Raw genomic sequence first — 25927 nt, forward strand, 5'->3', positions numbered from 1 at the left:
AAGCAAATGGTACAAAGATTAAAAAATAATTTTAAAGATAATAAATTAGCTTTATTTGCACTTACTGTAATAGGTGTATTATGTGTAGCATGCATTTTTGCTTTTTTAAGTCCTTTTGATCCAAATAAGATAAACCCAGTAGGTGGACTTAAATCACCAGGAAATAGTAATTTATTTGGAACAGACAATATGGGAAGAGACTATTTTACAAGAACTTTATATGGAGGCAGAATTTCATTGACTGTTGGATTTTTATCTATGTTAATTTCCACAGCTTTTGGAACAATTGTAGGAACTATAAGTGGATATTTTGGTGGAAAAATAGATAGTTTTATAACTAGATTTATAGATATATTAATGTGTATACCAACATTTTTCTTAATTATAGTAATAAATTCATATTTAGGGTCGGGAATTCAAAATATAATTTTGGTAATTGGACTTTTAGGCTGGATGAGCATAGCCAGGATAGTTAGAGCAGAGACCTTATCAGTAAAAGAGAGAGAGTATATATTATATGCTAAGTCTGTTGGACAAAGTCATTTTAATATAATTTTCAAGCATATAATACCGAGTATACTGCCTACTATAATTGTTACATCTAGTATTAATATAGCCAGTGCCATACTTATGGAATCATCTCTTAGTTTCTTAGGTCTTGGTGTTCAACAACCAAATGCATCTTGGGGGAGTATGTTAAAGGATGCGCAAGCTTACTTAGGACAAGCTCCTTATATGGCAATTTTCCCAGGGATGTTTATATTATTAACAGTATTAAGTTTTAATTTGATTGGAGATACACTAAGATCAACATTTGAAGCTAAAGCAAATGATAGGTAGGTGACAGAAGTGGATAATATATTGGAAGTGAAAAATTTAAAAACATCCTTCTTTACTCCAAAAGGAGAAGTAGAAGCTTTAAGAGATGTTAGTTTTAATATAGGTACAAAAGAAATAGTTGGGTTAGTTGGAGAAAGTGGAAGTGGTAAAAGTATAACTTCTAAATCCATAATGGGTTTAATAAGTCATCCAGGAAAAGTAGTAGGTGGAGAAATATTATTTGATGGAAAAGATTTAGCCAAGGTGGATGAAAAGGAAATGAGAAAGATAAGAGGAAATGAAATATCAATGATTTTTCAAGATCCAATGACAGCTTTGAATCCTCTTATAAAAGTAGGAAAACAAATAAGTGAAGTTTTGATGAGACATGAAAAACTTAGGAAAAAAGAAGCTAGAGAAAAAGCCATAGACTTACTTGCAATGGTAGGAATACCATCACCAGAGGTAAGGATTGATAATTATCCACATGAATTTAGTGGAGGTATGAGACAAAGGGTTTGTATAGCTATGGCAATGAGTTCATCACCAAGATTATTAATTGCAGATGAGCCAACTACAGCCTTAGATGTTACTATACAAGCACAAATTTTAAGACTAATTAAAAATTTAAATAAAGAAAATGAAAATTCAACAATACTAATAACTCATGATCTGGGAGTAGTTTATAACACTTGTGATAAAGTAATTGTAATGTATGGTGGACAAATCATGGAAACAGGCACAGTAAATGAAATATTTAAAAATGCAAAACATCCATATACAAAAGGCCTTTTAAAGTCCATACCAAAGGGAAAAACTTCTGAGAAAGAAAGATTGGTACCAATACAAGGTACGCCACCTAATTTATTTAATATGCCAAGTGGATGTCCTTTTTATGACAGATGTGATGAGAAAAAAGAGGCTTGCAAAAAAGCTGTAGCCACAAGGGTATTAAGCAAAACACATAAGGTGAAATGTGTAAAGGTGGGTGAGGATAAGTAAAATGAACTTAATTGAAGTTAAGAATCTAAAAAAATATTTCACACAAAATAATGGAATAATTAAAAAGAATATTAAAGAAGTTAAGGCTGTAGATGATGTGAGTTTTTATATAAAAAAGGGTGAAACCTTAGGTCTAGTTGGAGAAAGTGGTTGTGGAAAATCTACTTTAGGTAGAACTTTAATAAGACTTTATAATGTGACAGAGGGAAAAATTTTATTTGATGGAGAAGATATAGGAAGTAAAAGTGAAAAGGAATTAAAATCTTTTAGAAAAAGGATTCAAACAATTTTCCAAGATCCCTATGCCTCACTAAATCCAAATATGATGGTAAAAGATATTATTAAAGAACCACTTGATATACACACAGATTTATCAAACAAAGAAAAAGAAGAAGTAGTTTATGAAATGCTTGAAAAAGTAGGATTATCAAGAGATTGTGCTACAAAATATCCTCATGAGTTTAGTGGAGGACAAAGGCAAAGAATTGGTATAGCAAGGGCTTTATCAGTTAAACCTGATTTTGTTTTTTGTGATGAACCAATATCAGCACTAGACGTTTCTATACAAGCACAAGTTATAAATTTACTAGAAGATTTACAAAAGGAGTTTGGTGTTACCTATTTATTTATAGCTCATGACTTATCTATGGTTAGACATATATCAGATAGAGTATGTGTTATGTATTCGGGAAAAGTTGTGGAAATTGGCAACACTGAGGATATCTATGAAAATCCTAAACATCCATATACAAAAGCATTACTTAGTAGTATCCCTTCTATTTATGACAATAAAGAAGAAGAGATACTAGAAGGTGATATGCCAAATCCATTAAATCCACCTTCAGGATGTAGATTTAGAACTAGATGCAAATTCTGCAAAGAAATATGTGAAAAAGAAGAACCAAAGGCAAAAGTATTTGGAGAAAATCAGATAGTCTATTGCCATATGGTCTAAAATTTATAAAGGCATGGGTAGAATAAAAATCTACCCATGACTTTACTTATTAGATATGCTGTTATAAGTTTTATTTATATTATGTTTTAATTCATCCATAGAAATATCTTTTGTATTGCAGATACCTTCATATACATGGATAATCTCACTAGGCATACCATAAACTCCAGTAACCCACTCCAAAGCAGTTGGTCCATCAGTTTCTGCTAAAATACGATTTAGGGGAAGTAGCCTGGCAATATCTTGGGTTTTCTGTGAGGTATTTATATCTACACTTAAAGTGAAATAAGATTTAGCATCTATAAATTTATTTAAGGTAGATAAATCTCCGCTATACCAGTGTATTATGGATTTTTCCAACATATTTTCTTCATGTAAAATATTATAAACTAACTCCTCTGCACCTTTAGTATGGATGTTTAAGAACTTATCATAAGCTTTAGCTTTTTTTACAAAATGTTTAAAAACTTCAACTTGAGGCTTATAAGTTGACTTATCTTCCACCCAGTGAAAATCTAGACCAACTTCACCTATGATTTTGCTATCTTTTATGTAGTTATCATAGATGTCTAGGTTGGTAACTACATTAGTAACTTTCCAAGGGTGTATACCAAAAGTAGGTATAATGTTAGAACGTACTTTAGAAAAACCAAGATTTTTCTTGTAACTTTCTTCATCCATAGCACAGGAGATTACTTTTATATTGTTTTTATTTATATCATTATAAACCTTTTGTAACTCATCATCTTTGTAGAAATCTATATGACTGTGAAAATCTACATACATTTATAAATAACCTAAGATTTCTTTCTTCAGTTTAGCTATGTTTTCCAAGTTATCTTTATTGTATATGCGTTTGTCTACAATAACTTCTTTATTAATTACAGCAGGTTTATTTGATAAAATATAAATTCTGTCTGATAAAATTATTGCCTCGTCAATATCGTGGGTAATAAGCAATATGGTAGACTTAATTTCCTTCTTTATGTCCAGTAGCCAATTTTGCATGGAAGCTCTTGTAATGGAGTCTAATGCTCCAAAAGGCTCATCTAAAAGCATAATATCGCTGGAGTTAACGAAGGTTCTCATAAAGTTGACCCTTTGTCTCATTCCACCAGAAAGTTCATGAGGAAATTTGTTTTCGTAACCTTCCAAACCAAAAGTGGAGAAGTAAGGTTTAACTGTTTCATAACTTTTTTTCTTTTTTTCACCTTTTAAGATTAAGGGAAGAGAAACATTGTCCATTATGTTTTTGTAAGGAAGTAGAAGGTCTTTTTGGTACATATAGCTGAAACGACCATTAATATCTACTTCACCAGAATCACTAGTGGTTAAGTTGGAAAGAATGTTGAATATGGTACTTTTACCACAACCACTAGGACCTATGATGGATACAATCTCTTCGTCATAAACGTGTAAATCAATATCTTTTAAAATAAGCTTATCTTTGTATTTTTTTGATAAATTACTAATAACAATCTTTTTATTAGTTTGGTAAGAATTCATTTGTATATGCATCACTTGCTTTCATATCCTTGTTTATTAATTTATATTCTTTCATGAAGTCAGTGTAATTATTCCAAACACTATCTTTCATTTCGCCCCATTTAGAAGCGTCATCTATATATTTATCAGCTAAATACTTTTGACTTTCAATAGCTAAGTCTTCGTTTATTTCAGGAGCATGTTTTAATAATATTTTTGCACTTTCTTCAGGTGTTTTTACACAATCCTCGTATCCTTTGCTTGTTGCAGCTAAAAACTTCTTAGCAAGGTCTGGATTTTCATTTATTATTTTGTCACTAGTTATTAAAAGAGGAGTGTAGTAGTCTAATCTTTTGTCTAAATCCTTAGTAGCTACAAAGTTTATATCTTCACCACGAAGTTTTGCCTCCACACCTGTCCAACCTTCAAAAATATTTGCTATATCTATGTCACCTTTAGTAGCTGTGAAGAAATCATCTTTTCCTATATCTACTATTTTGATTTTGCTAAAATCAGCACCGTTGTTAGTCATAATAGCATTTAAAGTAGCTTTTTCTGATTCTGATCCCCATCCACCGTAAGTTTTATTTTCAAAATCTTTTACAGTTTTAATTTTTTTGTTTGCTGGAGATGCAAACCCAGAAGTATTGTGTTGAATAATTGTAGCTATAGATTTTATTGGAAGTGGATCTTCACTAGTTTTTGCATAAGTAACATCTTCTTGATAACTTACACCAAAATCAGCTTTTCCTGTGGCAACTATAGTAGTAGCAGTACCATCAGATGGTTGAATTATTTCCACATCTAAACCTTGTTCTTTGTAATATCCTTTATCTAAAGCAACGTATAATCCTGTATGGTTAGTGTTTGGAGTCCAGTCAAGAACTACAGTAACCTTTTGTAAATCTGAGTTTCCTTCTTTTTTTTCAGTACTTTTCTTTGAGCAACCTGTCACTAAACCTATAGTAAGTAGTGCAGCCGTCATTAATGATATGCTTTTTTTAAACTTCATCTTACTCTCCTTTGTACTTATGTTTTAATATTATTTTCTTCAAAATATTTATACCCATTACAAATATTAAACTAAAGATTATTACTAAAATTGTAGATGCAAATACTTTGTCCAAAGCATATGCACTCTTTGCTCTTACCATATAAACACCAAGTCCTACACTTCCACCAAGCCACTCTGCAACTGTTGCAGCAACAAAGGCATAAGTAGCTGAAATTTTTAAGCCTGTAAATAAGCTTTCCAAAGACATGGGAAGTTTTAAATGAATAAATGTATTTAGTTTGCTGGCATCCATAGTTTTGAATAAATTTATATAGTCTTTATCTATATTTTCCATACCATCCACAAAATTTACTAATATGGGGAAGAAACAAGTAATCATAACCATGATTATTTTTGGTAATGAATCAAATCCAAACCATATTATAAGTAGTGGAGCTATAGTAATTGTTGGTATCATTTGAGATACTAGCATTATAGGATAGAAACACTTTTTTATAAATGGAACAAAGTCCATAAGAGTACCTATTGTTATTGCCAATAATATGGAATAAATAAATCCTAAAACAGATTCATTTAAAGTAACTAAAGCATGCATTTGCAAGTTTGCAAAATCTGTGCTAAAAACTTTTATTATTTTGCTTGGTGCAGGCATAATATATTGAGGTATATCATTACTTACCACAATAAACTGCCATAATAATAAAATACTTATAAACGTTATAAGTGGATAAATATAATTTTTGATTTTATCTGTGATTTCTAAGTTTGTTCTCAATTGTTAGGCCTCCAGCTTTTTCGTCAACCCTAGCAACTGTGATGACTCTTTCGCATCCTAGTTGAAAGGGTATTTTGTGCATTACTTTTATTAAGTCAAAAACTTCATCAAATTCCCCTTCAAATGTTGTACTCATGGCACCGATTTCATACTTAAGACCACTTTCCTTTACTTTTTCGATGCAAGCATCTACTACTTTGTACATTTCATCCTCACCTGTATAAGGTCTAAGAGGCATTACTGCCACGTCTGCTATAACCATTATTATTCCTCCTTTTTATAATTACATATATAAATACATAAAATTCGCTTCGCTTAAGCCACTGTGTGGGCGCTATACTTCATGTCGCCAACGAGTTACCTTCGCTACCGCTTCAGGAAACGACCTTGCTCAAAATGTATTTATCTGTTGCTCAAAATATATTTGTAAGTAAAAAAATGCTATACCCGTAGGCATAGCATATATAATCAAATTTAATCTCCATACTCTTTATGAGAGATAAAGTGTATATAGCTTTCCTCCGCTGGTATTATCCAGATCAGGTACAAGGGTCGGCAAAACCTCTCAGCCAATAAAGGCACCCCTAGCATTTTTAACTTTTAAGTTAATTGTAAATGATTTAAAAATTTTGTCAACTACTTAGAAAAAAGTATCACTTAGAAATAAGGCATTTAGTGCCAATAATCTGATGGTAATAAAGAAAAAGTTAAGGTAATATGAGTAATCTATTTTTAGTATGAAAAAAAGTTATAAAGGTAATAAAAAAAAGATATTTTATATAGGTGTACATATCATTTATAATAAAATAAACTAGGAAAACAATTTCAAAATTATAGTAATAAATATATTTATAATAAAAAGGGGTTAAAAATGAATATCAGGCATATAGCATATTTTGTTGAAGTTGCAAAAGAAAGAAATTTTACAAAAGCAGCAAATAATTTGCATTTATCACAACCAGCTCTTAGTAAAGTTATAAAAAATTTAGAATTAGATTTGGGTGTTTCTCTTATTGATAGAGCAGCTAAACAATTTAAACTTACAGATCAAGGTGAAATATTCTTTGAAAATAGTAAGAACGCATTAAACAATATAAATGAAGAATTAGATCAGCTAAACTGTAGCATAAATTGTACAAAAGGTAGATTAGTTGTTGGAATACCCCCAGTTATAGGGACTGTATATTTTACCTCAATAATTGCTAAGTTCAAAAAGAAATATCCAAACATAGATTTTATAGTCATAGAAGAAGGAGCAAACTCAATTAGAGATAAGGTTAAAACTTCGGAGTTAGATATAGGAATAGTTATATTGCCAACTAAATCAGAAGGATTAAATGTTATAAAAATGATAGAATCTGAGAATGTTTTAATTGCTCATAAAGATAATAAATTAGTTAACTTAAATAAGGTTACAGTAAAAGACTTGAAAGAAGAAAATTTTATAACATTAAATAAAAGATATATGCTTTATGATACATTAAAAAGATTATGTCGTGAAAACGGATTTGAGACAAAGATAGCATTTGAAAGCTCTCAATGGGACTTTGTAGCAGAGATGGTATCATTAAATCAAGGCATAGCTATATTACCAGAACCTATAGTACATAGATTTAAAGATGATAATATTAGGAGAGTAGTATTAGAAGACGTGAAAATACCATGGGAAATAGCTATTATATTGAAAAAAGATAGATATATATCTTACGCTATGAAAGAATTTGTAAAAATATGTGAAGAAGAAAGTAAAGAATTGAATAAAAAATAAATCACAACTCTAAAAATAGAAACTATTTTCTATATTTTAGAGTTTTTTTTATTTAACAATGTTAAAAAAATAACAAAAATAGCTATCAAGCATAACAAAAATTCATAACCTGCATAAATTAAATGTATTTCATTTATTTTATACAAGGTTTTATACTGAAAATGTAATCAGATAAAGATTGCATATAAAACTTAAAAATATAATTACATAAAATATGGGGAGGTATAAATATGAAAAGAATGGAAGGCAAAGTAGCTATAGTAACAGGAGGAGCAAACGGTATAGGACGTCAAATAGTAGATACTTTTGTAAGAGAAGGTGCAAAAGCAGTAATATCTGTTGATATGGTTATGGGAGCAGATAGTTCTCCAAATATAAAAAATGTAATACTAAACGTTACTGATCGTGAAGCGATAAATAAATTTGTGGAAGAAGTAAAAGTAGAATTTGGTCAAGTAGATGTATTAGTAAATAATGCAGGTATAACAAGAGATGCATTAGTTCAAAAAATGGAAGAAAGTGCTTGGGATGCAGTTATAAATGTAAACCTAAAAGGAGTGTTTAACTTAACTCAAGGTATAGCACCAATAATGATGGAAGTAGGAAAAGGTTCAATAATAAACATATCATCAGTAGTTGGAATATATGGAAACATTGGTCAAACTAACTATGCTGCAACTAAAGCAGGAGTTATAGGAATGAGTTATACATGGGCGAAAGAATTTACTCGTAAAGGAGCAGCAGTTAGAACTAATGTAATAGCTCCAGGATATGTTAACACAGATATGATGAGTACAGTTCCAGAAAAGGTTTTAGCACCTATTCGTGAAAAAACAGCATTAAAGAGATTGGCAGAACCACAAGAAATAGCTAATGCAGTATTATTTTTAGCAAGTGATGAATCTAGTTTTGTAAATGGACACGTATTAGAAGTAACTGGCGGATTAAGATTATAATTTCAATTTATGTAATAAATCAAAAATTAAGACGGAGATAAATTATTATGTCAAAAGTATATATAGTAGAAGCAAAAAGAAGTGCATTAGGAAAATTCCTAGGAACGATTTCAACATTATCACCAGCAGAACTTGCAGGTCAAGTTATAAAAGCTGTAATAGAAGAAACTAAAATAGATCCTAAAAAAATAGATGAAGTAGTACTTGGAAATGTATTGTCAGCAGGACATGGACAAAACCTGGGAAGACAAGCAGCAATAGCAGGAGGAATTCCAGCTGAAGTACCAGCATATGCAATAAACATATTGTGTGGAAGTGGTATGAAGTCTGTAATGACTGCATACGGCCAAATAAAATCTGGCATGGCAAACTTAGTAATTGCAGGTGGAGTTGAGGTAATGAGCCAAGCTGCATTTACAGTAGATGGAAAAACACGCCAAGGAAATAAAATGGGTAGTATTCAATTAAAAGATACTTTATTAAGTGATGGTCTTACAGATGTATTTAATAATTATCATATGGGTATGACAGCAGAAAATATAGTAGAGAAATATTCACTGTCAAGAGAAGCTCAAGATAAACTTGCTATAAGATCTCAGGAAAAAGCTATAGCAGCAGTTGATTCAAATAGGTTTAAAGACGAAATAGTCCCAATAAAAGTTAAAAATAGAAAAGAAACTATAGAGTTTTCAAAAGATGAATACCCAAATAGAAATACGAGTTTAGAAAAACTTTCAACTTTGAGACCAGCATTTAAAGCAGATGGAAGTGTAACAGCAGGAAATGCTTCTGGAATAAATGATGGTGCAGCTATTTTACTTATAGCTTCAGAAAAAGCAATTAAAGAATATAATTTAACACCAATGGCTGAAATAGTATCAGTAGGGCAAGGTGGAGTAGATCCTTCGGTTATGGGGTTAGGTCCAGTACCTGCAATAAACAATGCAATAGAAGATAGTGGTTTAGAATTAAAAAATATGGAACTATTAGAGTTGAACGAAGCGTTTGCAGCTCAAGCACTAGGTGTTATAACAGAGCTAAAAGAAAAGCACAATGTTGATGATACTTGGTTTGAAGAACGTATGAATGTAAATGGTGGAGCAATAGCACTAGGTCATCCTTTAGGAGCATCAGGAGGACGTATAATAACAACTCTTGTTCATGAAATGAAGAAAAGAGATTTGAATTATGGATTAGCCTCACTTTGTATAGGTGGAGGAATGGGGACAGCTATAGTAATAAAACTTGCAAAGTAATTAATAAAAGATAGACATATATTATTTGGTGAATAGGAGAAAATGAAATGTGCAAAAAGGTTGAGTTTATAAAAGCATCACAAGTACCAGCATTAATAAATGATGGATGTGCAATTGGTGTTGGGGGATTTGTTGGAACTGGAGTAGCTGAAGAGATTCATTTAGAAGTAGCAAAGCATTTTTTGAATGAAGGTAAACCAAAAGATTTAACATTAATATATTCTGCAGGAATAGGAGATGGAAAAGATAGAGGGTTAAACCACTATGCTCACGAAAATTTAGTAAAAAGAATAATTGGAGGGCACTGGGGGTTAGCTCCAAAATTCCAACCATTAGTTGCAGCCAATAAAGTTGAAGCGTATAACTTACCTCAAGGTGTTATATCTCAATTAATAAGAGATAGTGCTGCAGGAAAACCAAGAACAATAACTCATGTAGGTATGGGAACTTTTGTAGATCCAGATATAGAAGGTGGAAAGTTAAATGAAGTTACAAAAGAAGATATAGTAGAAAAGGTAACTTTTGATGGTAAAACTTATCTAGCATACAAAACACAAAAAATGGATGTTGCAATAATAAAAGGAACAGAAGCTGATGAAAAAGGTAATATAGGATTTTCTAAAGAACCACTTACACTAGAAGCACAAGCTATGGCTATGAATGCTAAAAATAGTGGTGGAATAGTAATAGTTCAAGTTGAAAAAAAGGTTAAGAACGGAACTATTAATCCAAAAGATGTAAAAATACCTCATATATTAGTAGACTATGTTGTAGTTGTTGAAAATATTGAAAATCATATGCAAACTTTTGGAACTCAATATAATGAGACATTTGTTAGAAACGATATAGCAGTTGATATAGATAAGAATGTATATCCATTAAATGAACGTAAGGTTATAGCTAGAAGGGCTGCTATGCTTTTAGATTCTTCAAAAAATATACTAAACTATGGAATCGGTGTACCAGAGGTAATAGCACAAGTTCTTAGAGAAGAAGGTCAAGATCATTTATTTACACCAACGGTAGAACCAGGAGCAATAGGTGGTACACCAGCAGGTGGGCTTGATTTTGGGGCTTCAATAAGTCCGGAAGCTATAATAGATCAACCATCAATGTTCGATTTTTATGATGGTGGAGGCATTGACATGACATTTTTAGGTTTAGCGCAATGTGACAAAGAAGGTAATATAAATGTGTCAAAATTCGGACCTAAAATAGCCGGATGTGGAGGATTTATAAATATAACTCAAAATTCAAGAGAAATAGTATTTTGTGGAGCATTTTCTGCTGGAGGACTTAAAGTTAAAGCTAGCAATGGAAAACTTGAAATAATTCAAGAAGGAAAAAATAAAAAATTCATAGATGCAGTTGAACAAATAACATTTAGTGGAAATGTGTCAAAAGAAAACAACAAAAAAGTAATATACATAACAGAAAGAGCAGTATTTGAGCTTAGAAAAGAAGGCTTAGTTCTTACAGAAATAGCACCAGGTGTAGATTTACAAAATGATATATTAAAACAAATGGATTTTGAGCCTATAATACCAAAGGATATGAAATTAATGGATGAAAAAATATTCCTAGATGAACCTATGGGATTAGTTTTCGCATAATTCACACAATTTATAGGATCCTCATAAAAAGTAGCCTTTGGGCTACTTTTTATATAGTAGATATAACTTAAAGTTATAAAAAGTATGATTTAAATGTATTTTTAAATATTTAAATTAGTTGCTATACTTTAATTAAACAAACATACGAATTTGTTAAAAAATAGCTCTTTGGAAAATGTTTTCAAATAATTAAAATAAAAAAATAGACAACAAAAGGAGTCGTATATGAAGCAAAATAGAGGATTTTCAGTCTTGATTGCATCTTTAGTAATTCAGTTAGTAATGGGAACGATATTTATGTGGAGTTTATTTAATTCACCTTTTATAGATACATTTGGGTGGAAGAAAAGTTCTGTAGTATTTACATTTTCAATTATGATACTTTGTTTTACATTTTCAGCAATATTTGGAGGAAGGTTACAAGATAAGTATGGACCCAGAAAAATAGCTACAATAGGGAGTATACTATTTGGTGCAGGTGTATTACTTTCAAGTACAGTTACAGAAGTTTGGCAATTATATCTTTACTATGGTATCATAGGTGGAATTGGAGCTGGATTTGTTTATGTTTGCCCAGTAGCAACTTGTGTTAAGTGGTTCCCTGATAAAAAAGGATTTGTAACAGGTCTTGCTGTAAGTGCATTTGGTTTGTCTGGGTTAGTATTTAAACCTATAGCAATGTACTTTATAGAAAACAATGGTGTACCAGGATCGTTTTTATATTTAGGAATAATATATGTAGTAATGGCCATTGTAGCAGCTCAATTTCTTAAAAATCCAGAGGTTATAGAATCTAAAACTCAAGTTAAATCTCTAAATAATACTAGAGATGTAGAACCTTTGGAAATGCTAAAAGGAGTTAAGTTCTATGTATTAGCAATGATGTATTTATTTGGGGGAACAGCATGTTTAACTGTTATAGGTTTAGCAAAAGATATAGGAGTTGAGTATGCCAAAATAACTCCAGAAAGTGCAGCAAACGCAGTAGCAGTAATATCTTTATTTAATGCAGGTGGAAGGCTTTTATGGGGAGTTCTTTCAGATAAATTAGGAAGAGAAAAATCAGCAATTGTAATATATATTATGATGACTGCATCTATGGCATATAGTGCATTTGGAAATTTAGAAGGTACAATATATTTTGTGGTTTTAGGATTTATGGCAATAAGTTATGGTGGAATGTTAACAATATTCCCAACAATAATGTCAGATTATTATGGAACAAAAAATCTTGGAGTTAATTATGGAATAATATTTGCAATATATGGTCTTGGAGCTGTAATAGGGCCAATGACAGCAACTGCAATAGGACTAAAAGCAACATTTGTGGCTTCTACAATCTTATGTATATGTGCAGTATTAGGAGCAATATTTATACTATTTGAAAAAAATAAATTAAAAATAACAACTTAATTTAAGGTTGTGAATATACAATAAAAATAGAGAGCATATAACTTATATGCTCTCTATTTTTATTGTGTAAAAAGTTATTTCCAATAATAGTAAATATATAACTTTAAGGAATGACATTCATAAATAATATGTATTATACAGAATTTCATAAATTATGTAATATATAAGTGTAGTTATTATTTTAACAAATTCGTATGTAAGTTAAATTAAAATAATATTATGGAGAGTGTAAAATGCTTAATCTAGGAAATGAAATAAAAGGGAAGACAGTAGAAGATATGTTCATAGGACAAAAAGAATTTGTAAGTAAAACCATATCAGAATATGATGTATATGGATTTGCAGGAATAACAGGAGACTTAAACCCAGCTCATACAAACGAAGAATATGCAAAAAATACTATGTTTAAAACTCGTATAGCACATGGAATGTTAGGAGCAGGACTTATATCAGCAGTACTAGGGACGAAATTACCAGGACCAGGTTCTATATATTTAGGTCAAAATTTAAAATTCAAATCACCTGTAAAAATAGGAGATACAATTACAGCAGAAGCTGAAATTATAGAAATAGAAGATAAAGGAAAGTTTTATATAGCTAAAATAAAAACAACTTGTTACAACCAAGAGGGAGAAGTTGTTATAGAAGGAACTGCAACAGTAATACCACCAAAGTAGTATATCTATAAATTACTATACATAAATAATAATAAAAATTTAATCAATAAAGGAGAGAATAAGATGAAAATAGAAGCTAAATTAGTAGGCAATGTAGCAAGAGCAGCTCATCCACAAGGATGCAAAGTAGGAGTACAAAAACAAATAGAATATATTAAAGAAAAAGGAAAATTTGAAGGACCTAAAAAAGTATTAATACTAGGAGCATCTTCAAGCTATGGATTATCATCTCGTATAGCATTAGCATTTGGATCTGGAGCTGATACTATAGGTGTTTCTTTTGAAAGAGGAGTAGTAAGTGAGGAAAAAATGGCTACTGCAGGTTGGTTTAACAATATATATTTTAAAGAAGCTGCAGAAAAAGAAGGTTTAATAGCTAAGAACTTTATAGGTGATGCTTTCTCTGATCAAATGAGAGACCAAGTTATAGATTATATAAAAACAGAATTTGGTGGAGAAATAGATTTATTAGTATATAGTTTAGCATCTCCTCGTAGAACAGTTCCAAGTACAGGAGAAACTTTTGCATCTTGCATAAAACCAATAGGTGAGCCTGTTACAGGATACAGTATAAACCTTGAAAAAGGAGAAATATTTACACAAACTGTAGAACCAGCAACGCAAGAAGAAATACAAAGTTCTATAAAAGTAATGGGTGGAGAAGACTGGGAAATCTGGATAAATGAATTATTAAAAGCAGGAGTATTATCTGATGAATTTAAAACTACATTATTCTCATATATTGGGCCTGAAATAACTCAACCATTCTATGGTGGAGGAACTCTAGGAAGAGCTAAGCGTCATGCTGAAGAAACTTCTAAAAAATTAGATGAATTATTAAAAAAAGAAGTAAATGGAGAAAGTGTTGTTTGTGTAAGTAAGGCAGTAACTACTAAAGCAAGTGCTGTAATACCAATACTTCCAATGTACGCAAGTGCATTATATAAAGTAATGTTAGAAGAAGAAACTCATGAAACTCCAATAATGCACAAGTACAGATTTTTCAAAGATATGCTTTATGGAAACAAAAGAGAATATGATGAAAAAGGTATGCTAAGACCAGACTCTTGGGAAATGAAAGAAGAGGTTCAACAAAAAGTAAAAGAAATATTAGATAGAATAACACCAGAAAACTTTAAAGATATAACAGCAGTAGATGTATTTGAAAAAGAATTTATGCAACTAAACGGATTTGAGTTTGACGGCGTAGATTATGACGAAGATTTTGATATAGAAAAATTAAAGAAGTTAATACCATAATTAATTACCCCCCCTATAAATATATAAATATATAAATATATAAATATATAAATAAAAAGAGAATCGAAAGATTCTCTTTTTTACATATTAGGAAATTATAGTTCGATTTTCGCTGTTGATAAGCTCTGAAATTAAGTATTATTAATTCATTTAGAAAATGTAAAAAATGTGTTTTTAAGCAAGGTCGTTGCCTGAAGCGGTAGCGAAGGCATCTCGTTGGCGATATGAGCGAAGCAAATTTTTTATAGAAAAATATTTTTAGAGGATATATTGTATATGTTGCTTAAATTATGAAAGGGGGTGCTTGTAGATATGAATTTTAGTTCAAAGAAAAATAAATATAATTCCATAAGAAATGTAGTCTATGGAAAAAATGGAGCAGTAGCAACATCAACACCAATTGCAGCTCAAGCAGGCTTAGAAATTTTGAAAAAAGGTGGCAATGCAGTAGATGCAGCCATAGCTACGGCTGCTTGCCTTACAGTTGTGGAACCTACAGGATGTGGAATAGGTGGAGACGCTTATGCACTAGTGTGGATCCAGAAAGAGAAGAAGCTTTATGGATTAAATTCCAGTGGATTTGCACCAGAGAAAATGAAGTTGGAAGAATATGAAGGAATGGACTCTATGCCTAAGTATGGATTTGGGGCAGTAACAGTTCCTGGAATACCTGCTGCATGGGGAGAACTTAGCAAAAAGTACGGAAAGTTAAGTTTGTTAGAATGTTTGGAAAGTGCCATAAACTATGCTAGAAATGGATATGCTGTGGGACAAACTGTATCAAATTTGTGGCAGAAAGTTTATGATGAATACGAAGAAAACTTGAAAGGTGAAGAGTATAAGTACTGGTTTGAAACTTTTGGGAAAATGGGAAGAGGGCCTAAGGCTGGAGAAATCTTTAAGTGTGAAGCAATGGCACAAACTCTTGAGGAAATAGGAAGAAGCAACAGCGAAAGTTTTTATAGAGGAAGTTTGGCAGATAAAATAGATGAGTTCTCTAGAAAATACAATGGATTTATTAGAAAAAGTGATTTGGAGAAATTTTATCCCCAGTGGGTAAAGCCTATTAGTACAGAGTACAAAGGGTACAATGTTTTTGAGATACCACCAAATGGTCATGGAATAACAGTGCTTATGGCTTTAAATATATTAAAAGGACTTAATTTACATAGGGATAAAGAACATGTAGATAATTATCATAAAATTATAGAAAGTTTAAAGCTTGCCTTTGCTGATAGCAAAACTTATGTAACAGATATAAAAGAAATGAAAGTAAAAGTTGAAGAATTATTAAATGAAGATTATGCAAATAAAAGAAGAAGTTTAATAGGAGATAAGGCTGTCAAACCTATATGTGGAGATCCTTATTCACCAGGAACTGTATATTTGTGTAGTGGTGACAGTGAAGGAAACATGGTGTCTTATATACAAAGTAATTACACAGAATTTGGGTCAGGGCTAGTAGTTCCAAACACAGGAATAGCCCTTCACAATAGAGGTAACAACTTTAGTCTAAATAAAAATCACGTTAACGTGGTAAAACCATTTAAGAAACCATATCACACAATTATTCCAGGATTTTTATGCAAGGATAATGAGGCGGTAGGGGCTTTTGGAGTAATGGGGGCCTTTATGCAACCTCAGGGCCAGTTGCAAGTTCTTACTAATTTGATTGATTTTCATATGAATCCACAAGAAGCTTTAGATGCCCCACGTTGGCAATGGATAAAAGACAAAGAGATTGAAGTTGAAAGTGATATTAATGAAGAAATTGTGAAAGGTCTTATGAAAAAAGGTCACCACATTACAGTAATGGAGGACTTTACAAATATGGGTAAGGGACAGATTTTATTAAAAAATGATGAAAAGGGGTCTTATGTTTGTGCCACAGAAAAAAGATGCGATGGCCATGTTGCTGTGTGGTAGAGTTCTAATGGAAAGAGTATTTGAAAAATCTATATATGATGCTAACTTATAACTTATTTCGATTTAACTTCCTCTAATTACCATGATACAATTTGACTATACCTTAGGTAGCAAAAAATGTAAAAAAATGTATAGTGGAGGGGAAAATGAAAATCAAAAAGTTAATATCAATTATTTTAGTAGTTATGATGATGACTACTATGTTGGTAGGGTGTAGTAATACTAATACACAAGAGAAAAGCCAACCAAAGGAAGTAACAATCACAGATCATGCAGGTAGAGAAGTAAAAGTAACAGGCAATTATGAAAAAATAGTAAGTGGGTATTATATATCAACATCAATGTTAGTATCATTAGGTTTAAATGACAAGCTAGTAGGAATAGAATCTAAAGCTGAAAAAAGACCTTTATACAAATTAGCAGCAAAGGAATTATTAGAATTACCAAAGGTGGGAACTGCTAAAGATTTTGACTTAGAAGGATGTATAGCTCTTAAACCAGATTTAGTAATTTTACCTAAAAAATTAACAGAACAAGCAAAAACACTTTCGGATGCAGGAATAACAGTTATAGTTATTAATCCAGAAAATGAAAAACTATTAAAAGAATCAATAGAAATGGTAGCTACTGCTACTGGAACTACAGAAAAAGCTAAGAAATTATTATCATATTACGATGAACAATATGCCAAATTAGAAAAACTTACAAAAGATTCAAAAGAAAAACCAAGTGTTTATTTAGCAGGAACAAGCGATATATTAACTGTAGCATCTGGCAAAATGTATCAAAATAGCGTTATAGAAAAAGCTGGTGGAGTAAATGTGGCAAAAGATTTAACTGATGACCAATGGGCAAAAATATCATATGAACAATTATTAAAATATAATCCAGATATGATAGTTATAATACCAGAAGCAGAATTCACAAAAGAAGATGTTTTAAAAGATCCACAATTTGCAAATCTTAATGCAGTTAAAAATAAGGCTGTATATGAAATGCCAAGTGATTTTGAAGCTTGGGATTCTCCAGTACCATCATGTGTATTAGGTTCAATGTGGTTAGCAAGTATAATAGATGAAGAAGGATATTCATTTGATGATTTCAAAAATGATGCAGCTAGTTTCTACAAAGAATTCTACAAAGTAGATATTGATAAAGAATTAGTTACAAAATAATTTTGAATATGAAGAATAAGTCTAGAAAAATATTTATTGGAAGTATAATCATATTAATATTCACATTTATTATATCTTTAACAGTAGGAAAATACTCAATTAGTATAAATGAAATAGTAAATATAATAAGTGGTGGAAGTGTTGATGAAATGTCCATAAAAGTTTTCTTAAACTTGAGATTACCTAGAATAATTATGGCTTTGTTGGCAGGTATAGGACTTAGTATGTCTGGTGCCATATATCAAACAATATTTAAAAATGCATTGGCAGCGCCAGATCTAATCGGAGTTTCATCTGGTGCCAATGCTGGTGCAGCCATAGCAATAGTATGCTTCCAAGGAGGCATACTTGCTTCTATATTTAGCTCCTTTGCTGGAGGGTTAATAGCTGTATTAGCAGTTATAGGTTTGTCACGTTTAATAAAACAACGAAGCTCAGCAACGTATATCCTAGCTGGTATTGCAATCAAAGCAATGGCAGACGCCACAATAATGACAATGAAGTACTTTGCAGATCCAGAAAAACAACTGGCAACCATAGACTATTGGACTATGGGGAGTTTTTCTAATATTACTTCCTCCAAGTTACAATGGGTATTGCCAGTGTTTTTAATAGGACTAATAGGAATTATTTTATTAAGATGGCAAATAAACTTATTATCTTTGGATGATGATGAAGCGAAAATGCTAGGTGTAAGAGTAGGATTTGTACGCTGCTTAGTGCTTCTAAATTCCACATTACTAGTTGCATCTACAGTCTGTGTTACGGGAGTAATCAGTTTTATAGGTTTAGTATCTCCGCATATTGCTAGAATGTTATTGAAAAAGAGCGACTTTAGCACATGTATTTTAAGTGGAATTATTGGAGGAATTATTTTATTATTTGCTGATTGTTTAGCAAGAAGTTTGGCAGGTAGTGAAATTCCAATAAGTATATTAACATCAGCCATAGGTGTTCCATTCTTAGTATATTTACTTTATAAGCAGGGACGATGATATGAAAGAAACATTATTTGAAATTAAAAATTTACGAGTTTCCTATGGAGAAGAGGAAATTGTAAAAGGAGTTAATTTAAATTTAAAAAGTAATAGACTAACAGCTCTTCTTGGTTTAAATGGAACAGGAAAAACAACCATGTTAAAAGCTATTTGTGGATTGATATCTTCAAAATCAGATAAATGTCATGCTCTTGGAGTGGACGTGAGAAGTTTAAATGAAAAAAAGAGAGCTACATATATTAGCTATGTGCCTCAAAGAAGTAATTTTACTTATAATATATCAACATTAGATGTGGTGTCCATGGGATTTAATCCACATCTAAAATTTATGCAATCACCATCTTCAAAACAAAAACAATACGCTAAGAAAGTATTAGGAACTTTAGGATTGGAAGAAAAAGCAGAAAGTGATTATCTTACACTTAGTGGAGGTCAGCAACAACTAGCCATATTAGCTAGAGCTATTGTGCAAAATGCACCCATAATGTTTTTTGATGAACCAGATAGTGCCTTGGATTTTCCAAATCATCATTTAATTTTAAATAGAATTCGTGAAGTTATAGAAAACAACAATGCATGTGGCTTAATTACACTTCATGATCCAAACTATGCACTAACATATTGTGATGAAATTTTATTATTAAAAGATGGAACTATTATAGAGGCTATAGAATGTAGGAAAGAATCCAAGGAAGACATAAAAAGAAAGTTGTCTGTAATTTATGAGGACATAGAAATTATAGAATATAAAAATCGTTATTACGTAGTAAAAGAGGTATAGGATGGAAAAAATATTAGTTGTTGATTTAACAACAAAAGCAGTGACTTCACAAGATTATAATGTAAAATCCTATGGTCACTATGGTCGTGGATTAGCATTAGATCTAATAAAAAAAACAGTACCATCAGAAGCAGGAAGATACTCACCTGAAAATGCCATAGCCTTTGTTCCAGGCCTATTTACAGGATGTAAGGTGGCAAGCTCATGTAGGTTGATGATAATGACTAAAAAAGATAAAAATGAAGGTATTCAACTTAGTAATACTACGGGAAATTTGCCACAAAAAATGGGGTCTTTATCCATAGCCGCATTAGTAGTAAAAGGTGAGTCCAAGGAAAAAAATGCTATTTTACATATAAGTGATAAAGGTGTAGAAATACTAAATATGCCAGAATTAGAAAATACAAAAACTTCTTCTATGATGAAAAAATTAAAAGAAAAGTTTGGTTCTAATGCTGGAATTATTGCAGTGGGCAAAACTGCTGATATGCAAATGTCTCTTAGTACTTTTGTGTGTACCTATCCAGATGGAGAGCCAGAGTATCATTGTCCAAGAAGCGGATTTGGGGATGTTTTTGGAAGTAAAGGACTTCGTGGAGTAGTAGTAACAGGGAAAAAATCTCTTCACAGAGAATGTATTGAGGAAGAAAAGTTCCTAAGTACAGGCAAAGATTTTGCAAAGCTAATAATAAATAATGAAATTTGTGGTGGAGCATTACCAGCCTATGGTTCTGTAACATTAATAAGATTGCTGAAAGATAAAGAAAAAGTATTAGCTAGTATGAAGGAAACAGAAGTAGATAAGAAAAAAACTAAGAAAGAAAATACTTGTAAAACTAATAAAAAAGTTAATTTCTGTTGTGCACCTATGTGTGTAATTGGATGTTTAAATAGACACTCTATGAATGATGGCCAAGTGTATTCTTCACCAGACGAGAGTGAAGTCCATGAAGCTCTAAAATCATCCTATGGAATAGATGACTATGAATATACAAAAACATTAAGAAATGAAGCTTATGAATTAGGAATAGTAGGTACAGAGTTTGTAACTGCCAGCAAAATGTATTTTGAAGCAACAGGACTACCTTGGGGCAAAGAGGAGATACTATATCTTCTAGATGAAATTGACAAGGGCACAGTTATAGGACGAGTAGTTGCTTCTCGTACATATGGAATAAGCAACCTATTTTCAGAAAAGAAAAATTTAGTTTCCTTCTTAGACAGAAAAGCAATTGACGATGAAGAGGATTTTAAGGTATCTATAAATAAATTTAGTGATGAATTAAATAATATTTCAGACATGGACTTATTGTATGCTCAGATATTTGTCCTTGAGAACTTAGGATTTTGTATATTCTCATCCTTTGCAACTGTAAATAGTGAGGAAGCTTTTGAACTTATGGCAAAATTATTTAATTATAGAACAGGAATTAATGTTACGCCTGTAGAATTAATTAATTATGCAAGAAATTGTATGGAAATAGAGATGGAGTATGAAAGAGGAAACTCAACAAATAGGATACAGAAAAACATACCTCCATTTACCAAAGTGTTGTACCGATATTTTGCTAGATAACATAATAATAATTTTACCTAATAAAATTTATAAATTGTATCTTTTTAAAAAACATATTGATAGAAATAATCAATATGTTTTTTACTGTAAAAATATCTTTAATGAGCTAAGATTATTTATAGAATAAAGTTTATTATGAAAGGGGAACCAATTATGAATGAAACATTAAAAACATTAAAAGAAAGAAGAAGTATAAGACAATATAAAAAAGAACAAATTACTGATGAACAGTTAAACCTAATATTAGAAGCAGGAACTTATGCACCAACAGGAATGGGCCAACAATCACCAATCATGGTAGTTGTGCAAGATGAAAAAACAATTAAAGAATTATCTAAGATGAATGCTGATGTTATAGGAACAGACACAGATACAGACCCTTTCTATGGAGCACCAACTGTTGTAGTTGTATTTGCTGATAGAGGATGCATACCTACATATGTGGAAGATGGATCTCTTGTAATGGGAAATCTTATGAATGCAGCTCATGCAGTTGGTGTAGACTCTTGCTGGATTCACAGAGCAAAGGAAGTATTTGAAAGTGAAAGAGGTCAGGACTTACTTAAAGAGTGGGGAATTAAGGGTGACTACGTGGGAGTAGGCAACTGTGTTCTTGGATATAGAGACTGTGAGTATCCACAAGCAGAAGAAAGAAAAGAAAATTATATAGTTAGAGTATAATTTGTGTATGAGTTGCTTAAATTTTTAGGCGACTCATATTTTGCATGCTAAAATAGCTACATAAAATATATGTAGCTATTTTTTGAGTTTTTAATTTGTTAAAAAAATAATCCAGGTAAAAATAAACACCAATCATTTAATACATGTACAAATGTTGAAATCCAAATATTTTTAGTTTTTATATATGGGAATGTAAGTACTAATCTAGCCATACCAATTCCTATAACAGCTTGAATAATATTCCAATTATATGTTTTTAAGTGTACTGCCCCAAAAATAATAGCAGATAAAATCCAAGCCATAGTTACTGCTTGTTTTCTAGAAAGTTTTAGAGTTTTAGTCCCAAATTGTAAAATAACTAAAAATGGAATAATAGTAATTAATTCTTCTCCAAAAAGCATAGGTATTAATTTAGCCATAAATATTATATTTTCAAAAGTTGAGTTTCCATTAAGAGAACCTACAGCTGGATTAGCTGCTGCTCCAGCAAACTTCGTTAGTATAAGCCCAGATATTATGCTAACTATTAAATTTACTATTAACACTCCAAACACTAATAAAATATCTTTAAAATAAATTTTTCTAAAAATCTTAGTCCAATTAGATTTAACAACAAGAGCAAAAGCACCTAATGGAATAATTATATTTATGAATGGATGCATAAATTTTGGTAAAAAACTAGCTCCCACTTCAAAAAATACAACACTTCCAATAGATACTATTAAAAGAAACCAGCTTTGCAATGCTGTAAAATTCATTGGAATTCCATTATAAAATGGGAAGTCATCATTCTTGTTTTCAAATCTAAAAAAATCACTTTTTTTCATATTATTTTCTCCTTTTTAATTTCATTTACATAGTTTTTACAGTTTTTTTAATATATAAACGACTTTTTATTTTTTTACAATACTTGGTATATTATAAAATCATTAAATAATTATATTTCGAAAGTTTTTTCATGTATCTTCTCCTTTCAGTCGTTTCATAAGTTTAATAAATTAACCTTTCTAAAACCTTTCTAAAGTCTTTCTATATTATTTATATCTTCTATTTTTGAAATAAAAACGATTACTACTAAAATATGTTAATGCAAATCAATAGTTTGATGGTTTACTTAATGGAAGTTTTATAAAGAAAAGAAATGTTATTTAATGATAAAAAAAGTATTTACATTCGTAAAATAGTGTGATAAATTAATATTGTAAATATGGCATACGATTTCCAAAGAAAGAGAATGATTATATGATAAATAATAAAAGAGTTACATCAAAAGATGTGGCTAAACTTGCAGGAGTCTCTCAATCAACTGTATCTAGAGTTTTTAATCCTAATTCAGATAGAGAAGTTAAAGCAGAAATAAAAGAAGCAGTATTAGAAGCTGGAAGAAAATTAGGATATAAACCTAATATTATTGCTAGAGGTTTAGTAAGTAGAAAAACTAATATGGTTGGAGTTGTAGTAGCCAATCCCATAGGTCCATTTTACTCTAAGATAATAAATGGGCTTACAGCTAAATTACAACAAAATGGTGCTCAACCCTTGGTGTTTACATTGGAAGAGCAAGAAGATATCCAAGACATAATAGACAAGGTAATGCAATACCAGGTAGATGGAGTCGTTATTACATCTTCTGCACTTTCAGTAGAAATGGCTGATAAGTTCACTGGAAAACATTTACCAACAGTTTTGTTTAATGTTTACAAAAAGTATAATGATATAAGTTGTATATATAGTGATAATATGGAAAGTGGACGTATGGCAGCTAAATTATTAGTTGATACAGGACATAAAAATATTGCATATATAACTTATAGAAAAAGTGCATTTACTATACATGAAAGAAAACAAGGCTTTTATGAAGAACTGAAAAAGCATGGTATAGAGTATATTATAGAGGAAAACTGTGACTACACTTATGAAGCAGGATATGAAATAGGGTTAAAATTGCTACAAAGAAAAAATATACCTGATGGAATATTTTGTGTAAGTGATGTTATCGCTATGGGTGTTATGGATGCCATAAGAAATGAGTCAAATCTTAAAATACCACAAGATGTTGCCATAATAGGGTTTGATGATATTCCACAAGCGTCTTGGAAATCTTACGACTTAACTACTATACATCAACCAGTTGAATTACTAATAGATAAAACAGTAGATGCTTTGTTTAAACTAATAAACCAAACTGATCCAAGAGAGATAATCGAAAAGGTTAGCACAGAAATAATTGTTAGAAAGTCTACTAGAGATAGTGGTGAATAATTTTTTTTAGTGATAGGGAATACGAATTCCGACAAATTGATATTAACTGATATTTGTATGTTAGTTAGTATTAATTTTATGATATTTTGGAATACGTAGTCCAAGTGGAATTATATTAAAGTGAATAAGTAAAATAGTTTACTTATACATATATTAAAAATTAGGGAGGAAATTATGACAAATTCAACAAATCTTAACAACGCTAATAGAATTCATATGAGCGAAATAGCAATGAGTAAAAGAGTTATAGCTTATATAACAATATTAGTAGGTTACTTCTTCTATTGCTATAATTTTTCGGTAATAGACTATGTAAGACCATTCTTAGTTGAACACTATGGAATGACCATGGAACAAACTGCATTATTTTACACTGCTCAATCATTAGGAGCATTAATAGGAGCATTTGCATGTGCCTGGTTTGCAGAAAACATAGGCAGAAAGAAAACGTTAATTGTAATAACTTTAATAAATGGAATATGTACAATAATTAATATGACTTTTCAATCATTTGAAATATGGATGGCAATGAGATTTGTAATAGGAATATCTTTAGGTGGATACTATACAGTTGCAGTTTCTACAATGGTAGGCTTATTCAAGCCAAAAGTAAGAGGAAAAGTAGTGGCTATTGCATCTATATTATTCCCAATAGCAACAATAGTTATGGCTAACTTAGGTGGTATAGTTGGTACTGATGGTTGGGAAACTCTTATGTGGATAGGTGGAATTCCACCAATAATAGCTGCTGTGTGTATGGTATTCTTTGTGGCAGACGATAGAAAAGTTTTACCATATGGTTCAAGTGAAAAGGTAGAAAATAATACTAATACTCAAGTAAAAAAAGGTACTTGGGGAGAAATGTTTAGTAAGAGATATGCTAGATTTACAATATGCTGTATTTTATTATCTGGATTAAACTTTATGGGTTATCAATTCTTCAATGGATTTGTAACAGTTTATTTAAAAGATGTTAGAATGTTTGATTTAGCAACTATGGGAATACTTATATCAGCTGCATCTTCAGGACAATTAATTGGTGGATATGTATGGGGAGTACTTGCTGATAAATTTGGTAGAAAAATAAATGCTTTTGGATTTATTTTATCAGCAGTTATGTTATGTCTATACTTTGTAGCTCCAACTAATGTAGTTTTACTATCAGTATTAGGGTTTCTATATGGTGTAGGTCTAAACTCAGCATCTATATGGGGTGGATATTTTACAGAAATGTTCCCAGAACACTTAAGAAGTATGGGGGCATCTTTGTTCCACGGAGGAAGAATAATATCATTATTTGCTCCATCAATAGTTGTTTTTGTTGGAAATATGGCCAGCTTACAAGTAGCTATGTGGGGAGCTCCAATAATATTTGCAGGGGCAGCTTTAATATGGTTCACATTACCTGAGACATTAAAAACAGGGAAGATGTACAAAGGTTATGATCCAAACAATGAAAATAAAATAGCTTAGTTACAAAAACAAATAGTTTAAGTATAAAACTTAATTTTAATAGATTGAACTTAATACAATA

24 protein-coding genes and 1 riboswitch are annotated in these 25927 nt (G+C 30.9%); of the genes, 18 read left to right on the forward strand and 6 right to left on the reverse strand.

The window, feature by feature from the left end:
* Positions 1 to 6: 6 nt before the first annotated feature.
* From JW646_RS12170 to JW646_RS12180, 3 genes are read left to right on the forward strand one after another with little or no spacing between them, the layout of a single operon-like run.
* Positions 7 to 840 carry an ABC transporter permease gene (locus JW646_RS12170; RefSeq protein ID WP_228415302.1) on the forward strand — a complete coding sequence of 278 codons (834 nt, stop codon included), beginning with the start codon at positions 7 to 9 and terminating at the stop codon, positions 838 to 840.
* Positions 841 to 849: 9 nt separating this feature from the next.
* Positions 850 to 1821, forward strand: coding sequence for an ABC transporter ATP-binding protein (locus tag JW646_RS12175; RefSeq protein ID WP_148555974.1), 972 nt, complete (start codon positions 850 to 852; stop codon positions 1819 to 1821).
* 1 nt (position 1822) lies between these two features.
* Entirely contained in the window at positions 1823 to 2776 is a 954-nt protein-coding gene (locus tag JW646_RS12180) for an ABC transporter ATP-binding protein (RefSeq protein ID WP_228415303.1), read from the forward strand.
* Between the two features lie 42 nt (positions 2777 to 2818).
* On the opposite strand, the gene JW646_RS12185 is transcribed toward JW646_RS12180, so the two are convergent.
* The 5 genes from JW646_RS12185 to JW646_RS12205 are packed head-to-tail and all read right to left on the reverse strand — an operon-like array spanning position 2819 to position 6313.
* Positions 2819 to 3562: a TatD family hydrolase gene (locus JW646_RS12185; protein ID WP_228415304.1), complete on the reverse strand. Its 744-nt coding sequence runs from the start codon at positions 3560 to 3562 to the stop codon at positions 2819 to 2821.
* Positions 3563 to 4282, reverse strand: a complete 720-nt coding sequence (locus JW646_RS12190) for an ABC transporter ATP-binding protein (RefSeq protein WP_228415305.1) — start codon at positions 4280 to 4282, stop codon at positions 3563 to 3565.
* Positions 4263 to 5273, reverse strand: coding sequence for an ABC transporter substrate-binding protein (locus JW646_RS12195; RefSeq protein ID WP_148555976.1), 1011 nt, complete (start codon positions 5271 to 5273; stop codon positions 4263 to 4265). Before JW646_RS12195 ends, JW646_RS12190 begins: the two co-directional genes overlap by 20 nt.
* A gap of 1 nt (position 5274) precedes the next feature.
* Positions 5275 to 6051, reverse strand: a complete 777-nt coding sequence (locus JW646_RS12200) for an ABC transporter permease (protein ID WP_148555977.1) — start codon at positions 6049 to 6051, stop codon at positions 5275 to 5277.
* Positions 6023 to 6313 (reverse strand): MTH1187 family thiamine-binding protein, encoded by a 291-nt coding sequence (locus JW646_RS12205; protein WP_148555978.1) that lies wholly within the window; start codon positions 6311 to 6313, stop codon positions 6023 to 6025. The genes JW646_RS12200 and JW646_RS12205 overlap by 29 nt, the downstream gene beginning before the upstream one ends.
* A gap of 237 nt (positions 6314 to 6550) precedes the next feature.
* Positions 6551 to 6647: riboswitch (TPP riboswitch) on the reverse strand.
* A 275-nt stretch (positions 6648 to 6922) separates the two neighbouring features.
* Here JW646_RS12205 and JW646_RS12210 point away from each other — a divergent pair.
* The 13 genes from JW646_RS12210 to JW646_RS12270 all read left to right on the forward strand — a co-directional run bounded on the left by JW646_RS12210 (position 6923) and on the right by JW646_RS12270 (position 22131).
* A complete protein-coding gene (locus tag JW646_RS12210; protein WP_148555979.1) occupies positions 6923 to 7819 on the forward strand; it encodes a LysR family transcriptional regulator in 897 nt (298 codons plus the stop codon).
* 230 nt (positions 7820 to 8049) lie between these two features.
* Positions 8050 to 8775 carry an SDR family oxidoreductase gene (locus JW646_RS12215; RefSeq protein ID WP_228415306.1) on the forward strand — a complete coding sequence of 242 codons (726 nt, stop codon included), beginning with the start codon at positions 8050 to 8052 and terminating at the stop codon, positions 8773 to 8775.
* 47 nt (positions 8776 to 8822) lie between these two features.
* Positions 8823 to 10031 (forward strand): acetyl-CoA C-acetyltransferase, encoded by a 1209-nt coding sequence (locus tag JW646_RS12220; protein ID WP_228415307.1) that lies wholly within the window; start codon positions 8823 to 8825, stop codon positions 10029 to 10031.
* A 47-nt stretch (positions 10032 to 10078) separates the two neighbouring features.
* Positions 10079 to 11644, forward strand: a complete 1566-nt coding sequence (locus JW646_RS12225; RefSeq protein WP_148555982.1) for an acyl CoA:acetate/3-ketoacid CoA transferase — start codon at positions 10079 to 10081, stop codon at positions 11642 to 11644.
* A 225-nt stretch (positions 11645 to 11869) separates the two neighbouring features.
* A complete protein-coding gene (locus JW646_RS12230) occupies positions 11870 to 13057 on the forward strand; it encodes an L-lactate MFS transporter (RefSeq protein ID WP_228415308.1) in 1188 nt (395 codons plus the stop codon).
* Between the two features lie 233 nt (positions 13058 to 13290).
* Positions 13291 to 13734, forward strand: a complete 444-nt coding sequence (locus JW646_RS12235) for a MaoC family dehydratase (RefSeq protein ID WP_206924370.1) — start codon at positions 13291 to 13293, stop codon at positions 13732 to 13734.
* Between the two features lie 63 nt (positions 13735 to 13797).
* A complete protein-coding gene (gene fabV, locus JW646_RS12240) occupies positions 13798 to 14994 on the forward strand; it encodes an enoyl-ACP reductase FabV (RefSeq protein ID WP_228415309.1) in 1197 nt (398 codons plus the stop codon).
* Between the two features lie 312 nt (positions 14995 to 15306).
* Positions 15307 to 16920 carry a gamma-glutamyltransferase gene (ggt, locus tag JW646_RS12245; protein WP_228415310.1) on the forward strand — a complete coding sequence of 538 codons (1614 nt, stop codon included), beginning with the start codon at positions 15307 to 15309 and terminating at the stop codon, positions 16918 to 16920.
* A 146-nt stretch (positions 16921 to 17066) separates the two neighbouring features.
* Positions 17067 to 18095: an ABC transporter substrate-binding protein gene (locus tag JW646_RS12250; protein ID WP_228415311.1), complete on the forward strand. Its 1029-nt coding sequence runs from the start codon at positions 17067 to 17069 to the stop codon at positions 18093 to 18095.
* An 8-nt stretch (positions 18096 to 18103) separates the two neighbouring features.
* The gene (locus tag JW646_RS12255) at positions 18104 to 19090 is read left to right on the forward strand and encodes a FecCD family ABC transporter permease (RefSeq protein ID WP_148555987.1); all 987 of its coding nucleotides are present in this window, start codon (positions 18104 to 18106) and stop codon (positions 19088 to 19090) included.
* 1 nt (position 19091) lies between these two features.
* Complete coding sequence (locus JW646_RS12260) at positions 19092 to 19874, forward strand: ABC transporter ATP-binding protein (protein WP_228415312.1); 783 nt, start codon at positions 19092 to 19094, stop codon at positions 19872 to 19874.
* A 1-nt stretch (position 19875) separates the two neighbouring features.
* Positions 19876 to 21450 (forward strand): aldehyde ferredoxin oxidoreductase N-terminal domain-containing protein, encoded by a 1575-nt coding sequence (locus JW646_RS12265; RefSeq protein ID WP_228415313.1) that lies wholly within the window; start codon positions 19876 to 19878, stop codon positions 21448 to 21450.
* Between the two features lie 153 nt (positions 21451 to 21603).
* The gene (locus JW646_RS12270) at positions 21604 to 22131 is read left to right on the forward strand and encodes a nitroreductase (protein WP_228415314.1); all 528 of its coding nucleotides are present in this window, start codon (positions 21604 to 21606) and stop codon (positions 22129 to 22131) included.
* A 98-nt stretch (positions 22132 to 22229) separates the two neighbouring features.
* On the opposite strand, the gene JW646_RS12275 is transcribed toward JW646_RS12270, so the two are convergent.
* Complete coding sequence (locus JW646_RS12275; RefSeq protein ID WP_228415315.1) at positions 22230 to 22958, reverse strand: CPBP family intramembrane glutamic endopeptidase; 729 nt, start codon at positions 22956 to 22958, stop codon at positions 22230 to 22232.
* Positions 22959 to 23373: 415 nt separating this feature from the next.
* On the opposite strand from JW646_RS12275, the gene JW646_RS12280 reads away from it, so the two are divergent.
* The gene (locus JW646_RS12280) at positions 23374 to 24393 is read left to right on the forward strand and encodes a LacI family DNA-binding transcriptional regulator (RefSeq protein ID WP_228415316.1); all 1020 of its coding nucleotides are present in this window, start codon (positions 23374 to 23376) and stop codon (positions 24391 to 24393) included.
* A gap of 174 nt (positions 24394 to 24567) precedes the next feature.
* Complete coding sequence (locus tag JW646_RS12285; RefSeq protein ID WP_228415317.1) at positions 24568 to 25866, forward strand: MFS transporter; 1299 nt, start codon at positions 24568 to 24570, stop codon at positions 25864 to 25866.
* Positions 25867 to 25927 lie beyond the last annotated feature (61 nt).

It is taken from the genome of Terrisporobacter hibernicus (assembly GCF_020809405.1).
GTDB classification, from domain to species: Bacteria; Bacillota; Clostridia; order Peptostreptococcales; family Peptostreptococcaceae; genus Terrisporobacter; species Terrisporobacter petrolearius.

What these genes read in the sequence shown, in the direction of transcription:
- JW646_RS12205 (WP_148555978.1), bottom strand. Translation starts at nt 6,313, where the DNA reads ATGGTTATAGCAGACGTGGCAGTAATGCCTCTTAGACCTTATACAGGT.
- JW646_RS12185 (WP_228415304.1), bottom strand. Translation starts at nt 3,562, where the DNA reads ATGTATGTAGATTTTCACAGTCATATAGATTTCTACAAAGATGATGAG.
- JW646_RS12285 (WP_228415317.1), top strand. Translation starts at nt 24,568, where the DNA reads ATGACAAATTCAACAAATCTTAACAACGCTAATAGAATTCATATGAGC.
- JW646_RS12255 (WP_148555987.1), top strand. Translation starts at nt 18,104, where the DNA reads ATGAAGAATAAGTCTAGAAAAATATTTATTGGAAGTATAATCATATTA.
- JW646_RS12280 (WP_228415316.1), top strand. Translation starts at nt 23,374, where the DNA reads ATGATAAATAATAAAAGAGTTACATCAAAAGATGTGGCTAAACTTGCA.
- JW646_RS12190 (WP_228415305.1), bottom strand. Translation starts at nt 4,282, where the DNA reads ATGAATTCTTACCAAACTAATAAAAAGATTGTTATTAGTAATTTATCA.
- JW646_RS12250 (WP_228415311.1), top strand. Translation starts at nt 17,067, where the DNA reads ATGAAAATCAAAAAGTTAATATCAATTATTTTAGTAGTTATGATGATG.
- JW646_RS12220 (WP_228415307.1), top strand. Translation starts at nt 8,823, where the DNA reads ATGTCAAAAGTATATATAGTAGAAGCAAAAAGAAGTGCATTAGGAAAA.
- JW646_RS12235 (WP_206924370.1), top strand. Translation starts at nt 13,291, where the DNA reads ATGCTTAATCTAGGAAATGAAATAAAAGGGAAGACAGTAGAAGATATG.
- fabV (WP_228415309.1), top strand. Translation starts at nt 13,798, where the DNA reads ATGAAAATAGAAGCTAAATTAGTAGGCAATGTAGCAAGAGCAGCTCAT.
- ggt (WP_228415310.1), top strand. Translation starts at nt 15,307, where the DNA reads ATGAATTTTAGTTCAAAGAAAAATAAATATAATTCCATAAGAAATGTA.
- JW646_RS12210 (WP_148555979.1), top strand. Translation starts at nt 6,923, where the DNA reads ATGAATATCAGGCATATAGCATATTTTGTTGAAGTTGCAAAAGAAAGA.
- JW646_RS12225 (WP_148555982.1), top strand. Translation starts at nt 10,079, where the DNA reads ATGTGCAAAAAGGTTGAGTTTATAAAAGCATCACAAGTACCAGCATTA.
- JW646_RS12275 (WP_228415315.1), bottom strand. Translation starts at nt 22,958, where the DNA reads ATGAAAAAAAGTGATTTTTTTAGATTTGAAAACAAGAATGATGACTTC.
- JW646_RS12170 (WP_228415302.1), top strand. Translation starts at nt 7, where the DNA reads ATGGTACAAAGATTAAAAAATAATTTTAAAGATAATAAATTAGCTTTA.
- JW646_RS12195 (WP_148555976.1), bottom strand. Translation starts at nt 5,273, where the DNA reads ATGAAGTTTAAAAAAAGCATATCATTAATGACGGCTGCACTACTTACT.
- JW646_RS12260 (WP_228415312.1), top strand. Translation starts at nt 19,092, where the DNA reads ATGAAAGAAACATTATTTGAAATTAAAAATTTACGAGTTTCCTATGGA.
- JW646_RS12265 (WP_228415313.1), top strand. Translation starts at nt 19,876, where the DNA reads ATGGAAAAAATATTAGTTGTTGATTTAACAACAAAAGCAGTGACTTCA.
- JW646_RS12180 (WP_228415303.1), top strand. Translation starts at nt 1,823, where the DNA reads ATGAACTTAATTGAAGTTAAGAATCTAAAAAAATATTTCACACAAAAT.
- JW646_RS12215 (WP_228415306.1), top strand. Translation starts at nt 8,050, where the DNA reads ATGAAAAGAATGGAAGGCAAAGTAGCTATAGTAACAGGAGGAGCAAAC.
- JW646_RS12270 (WP_228415314.1), top strand. Translation starts at nt 21,604, where the DNA reads ATGAATGAAACATTAAAAACATTAAAAGAAAGAAGAAGTATAAGACAA.
- JW646_RS12230 (WP_228415308.1), top strand. Translation starts at nt 11,870, where the DNA reads ATGAAGCAAAATAGAGGATTTTCAGTCTTGATTGCATCTTTAGTAATT.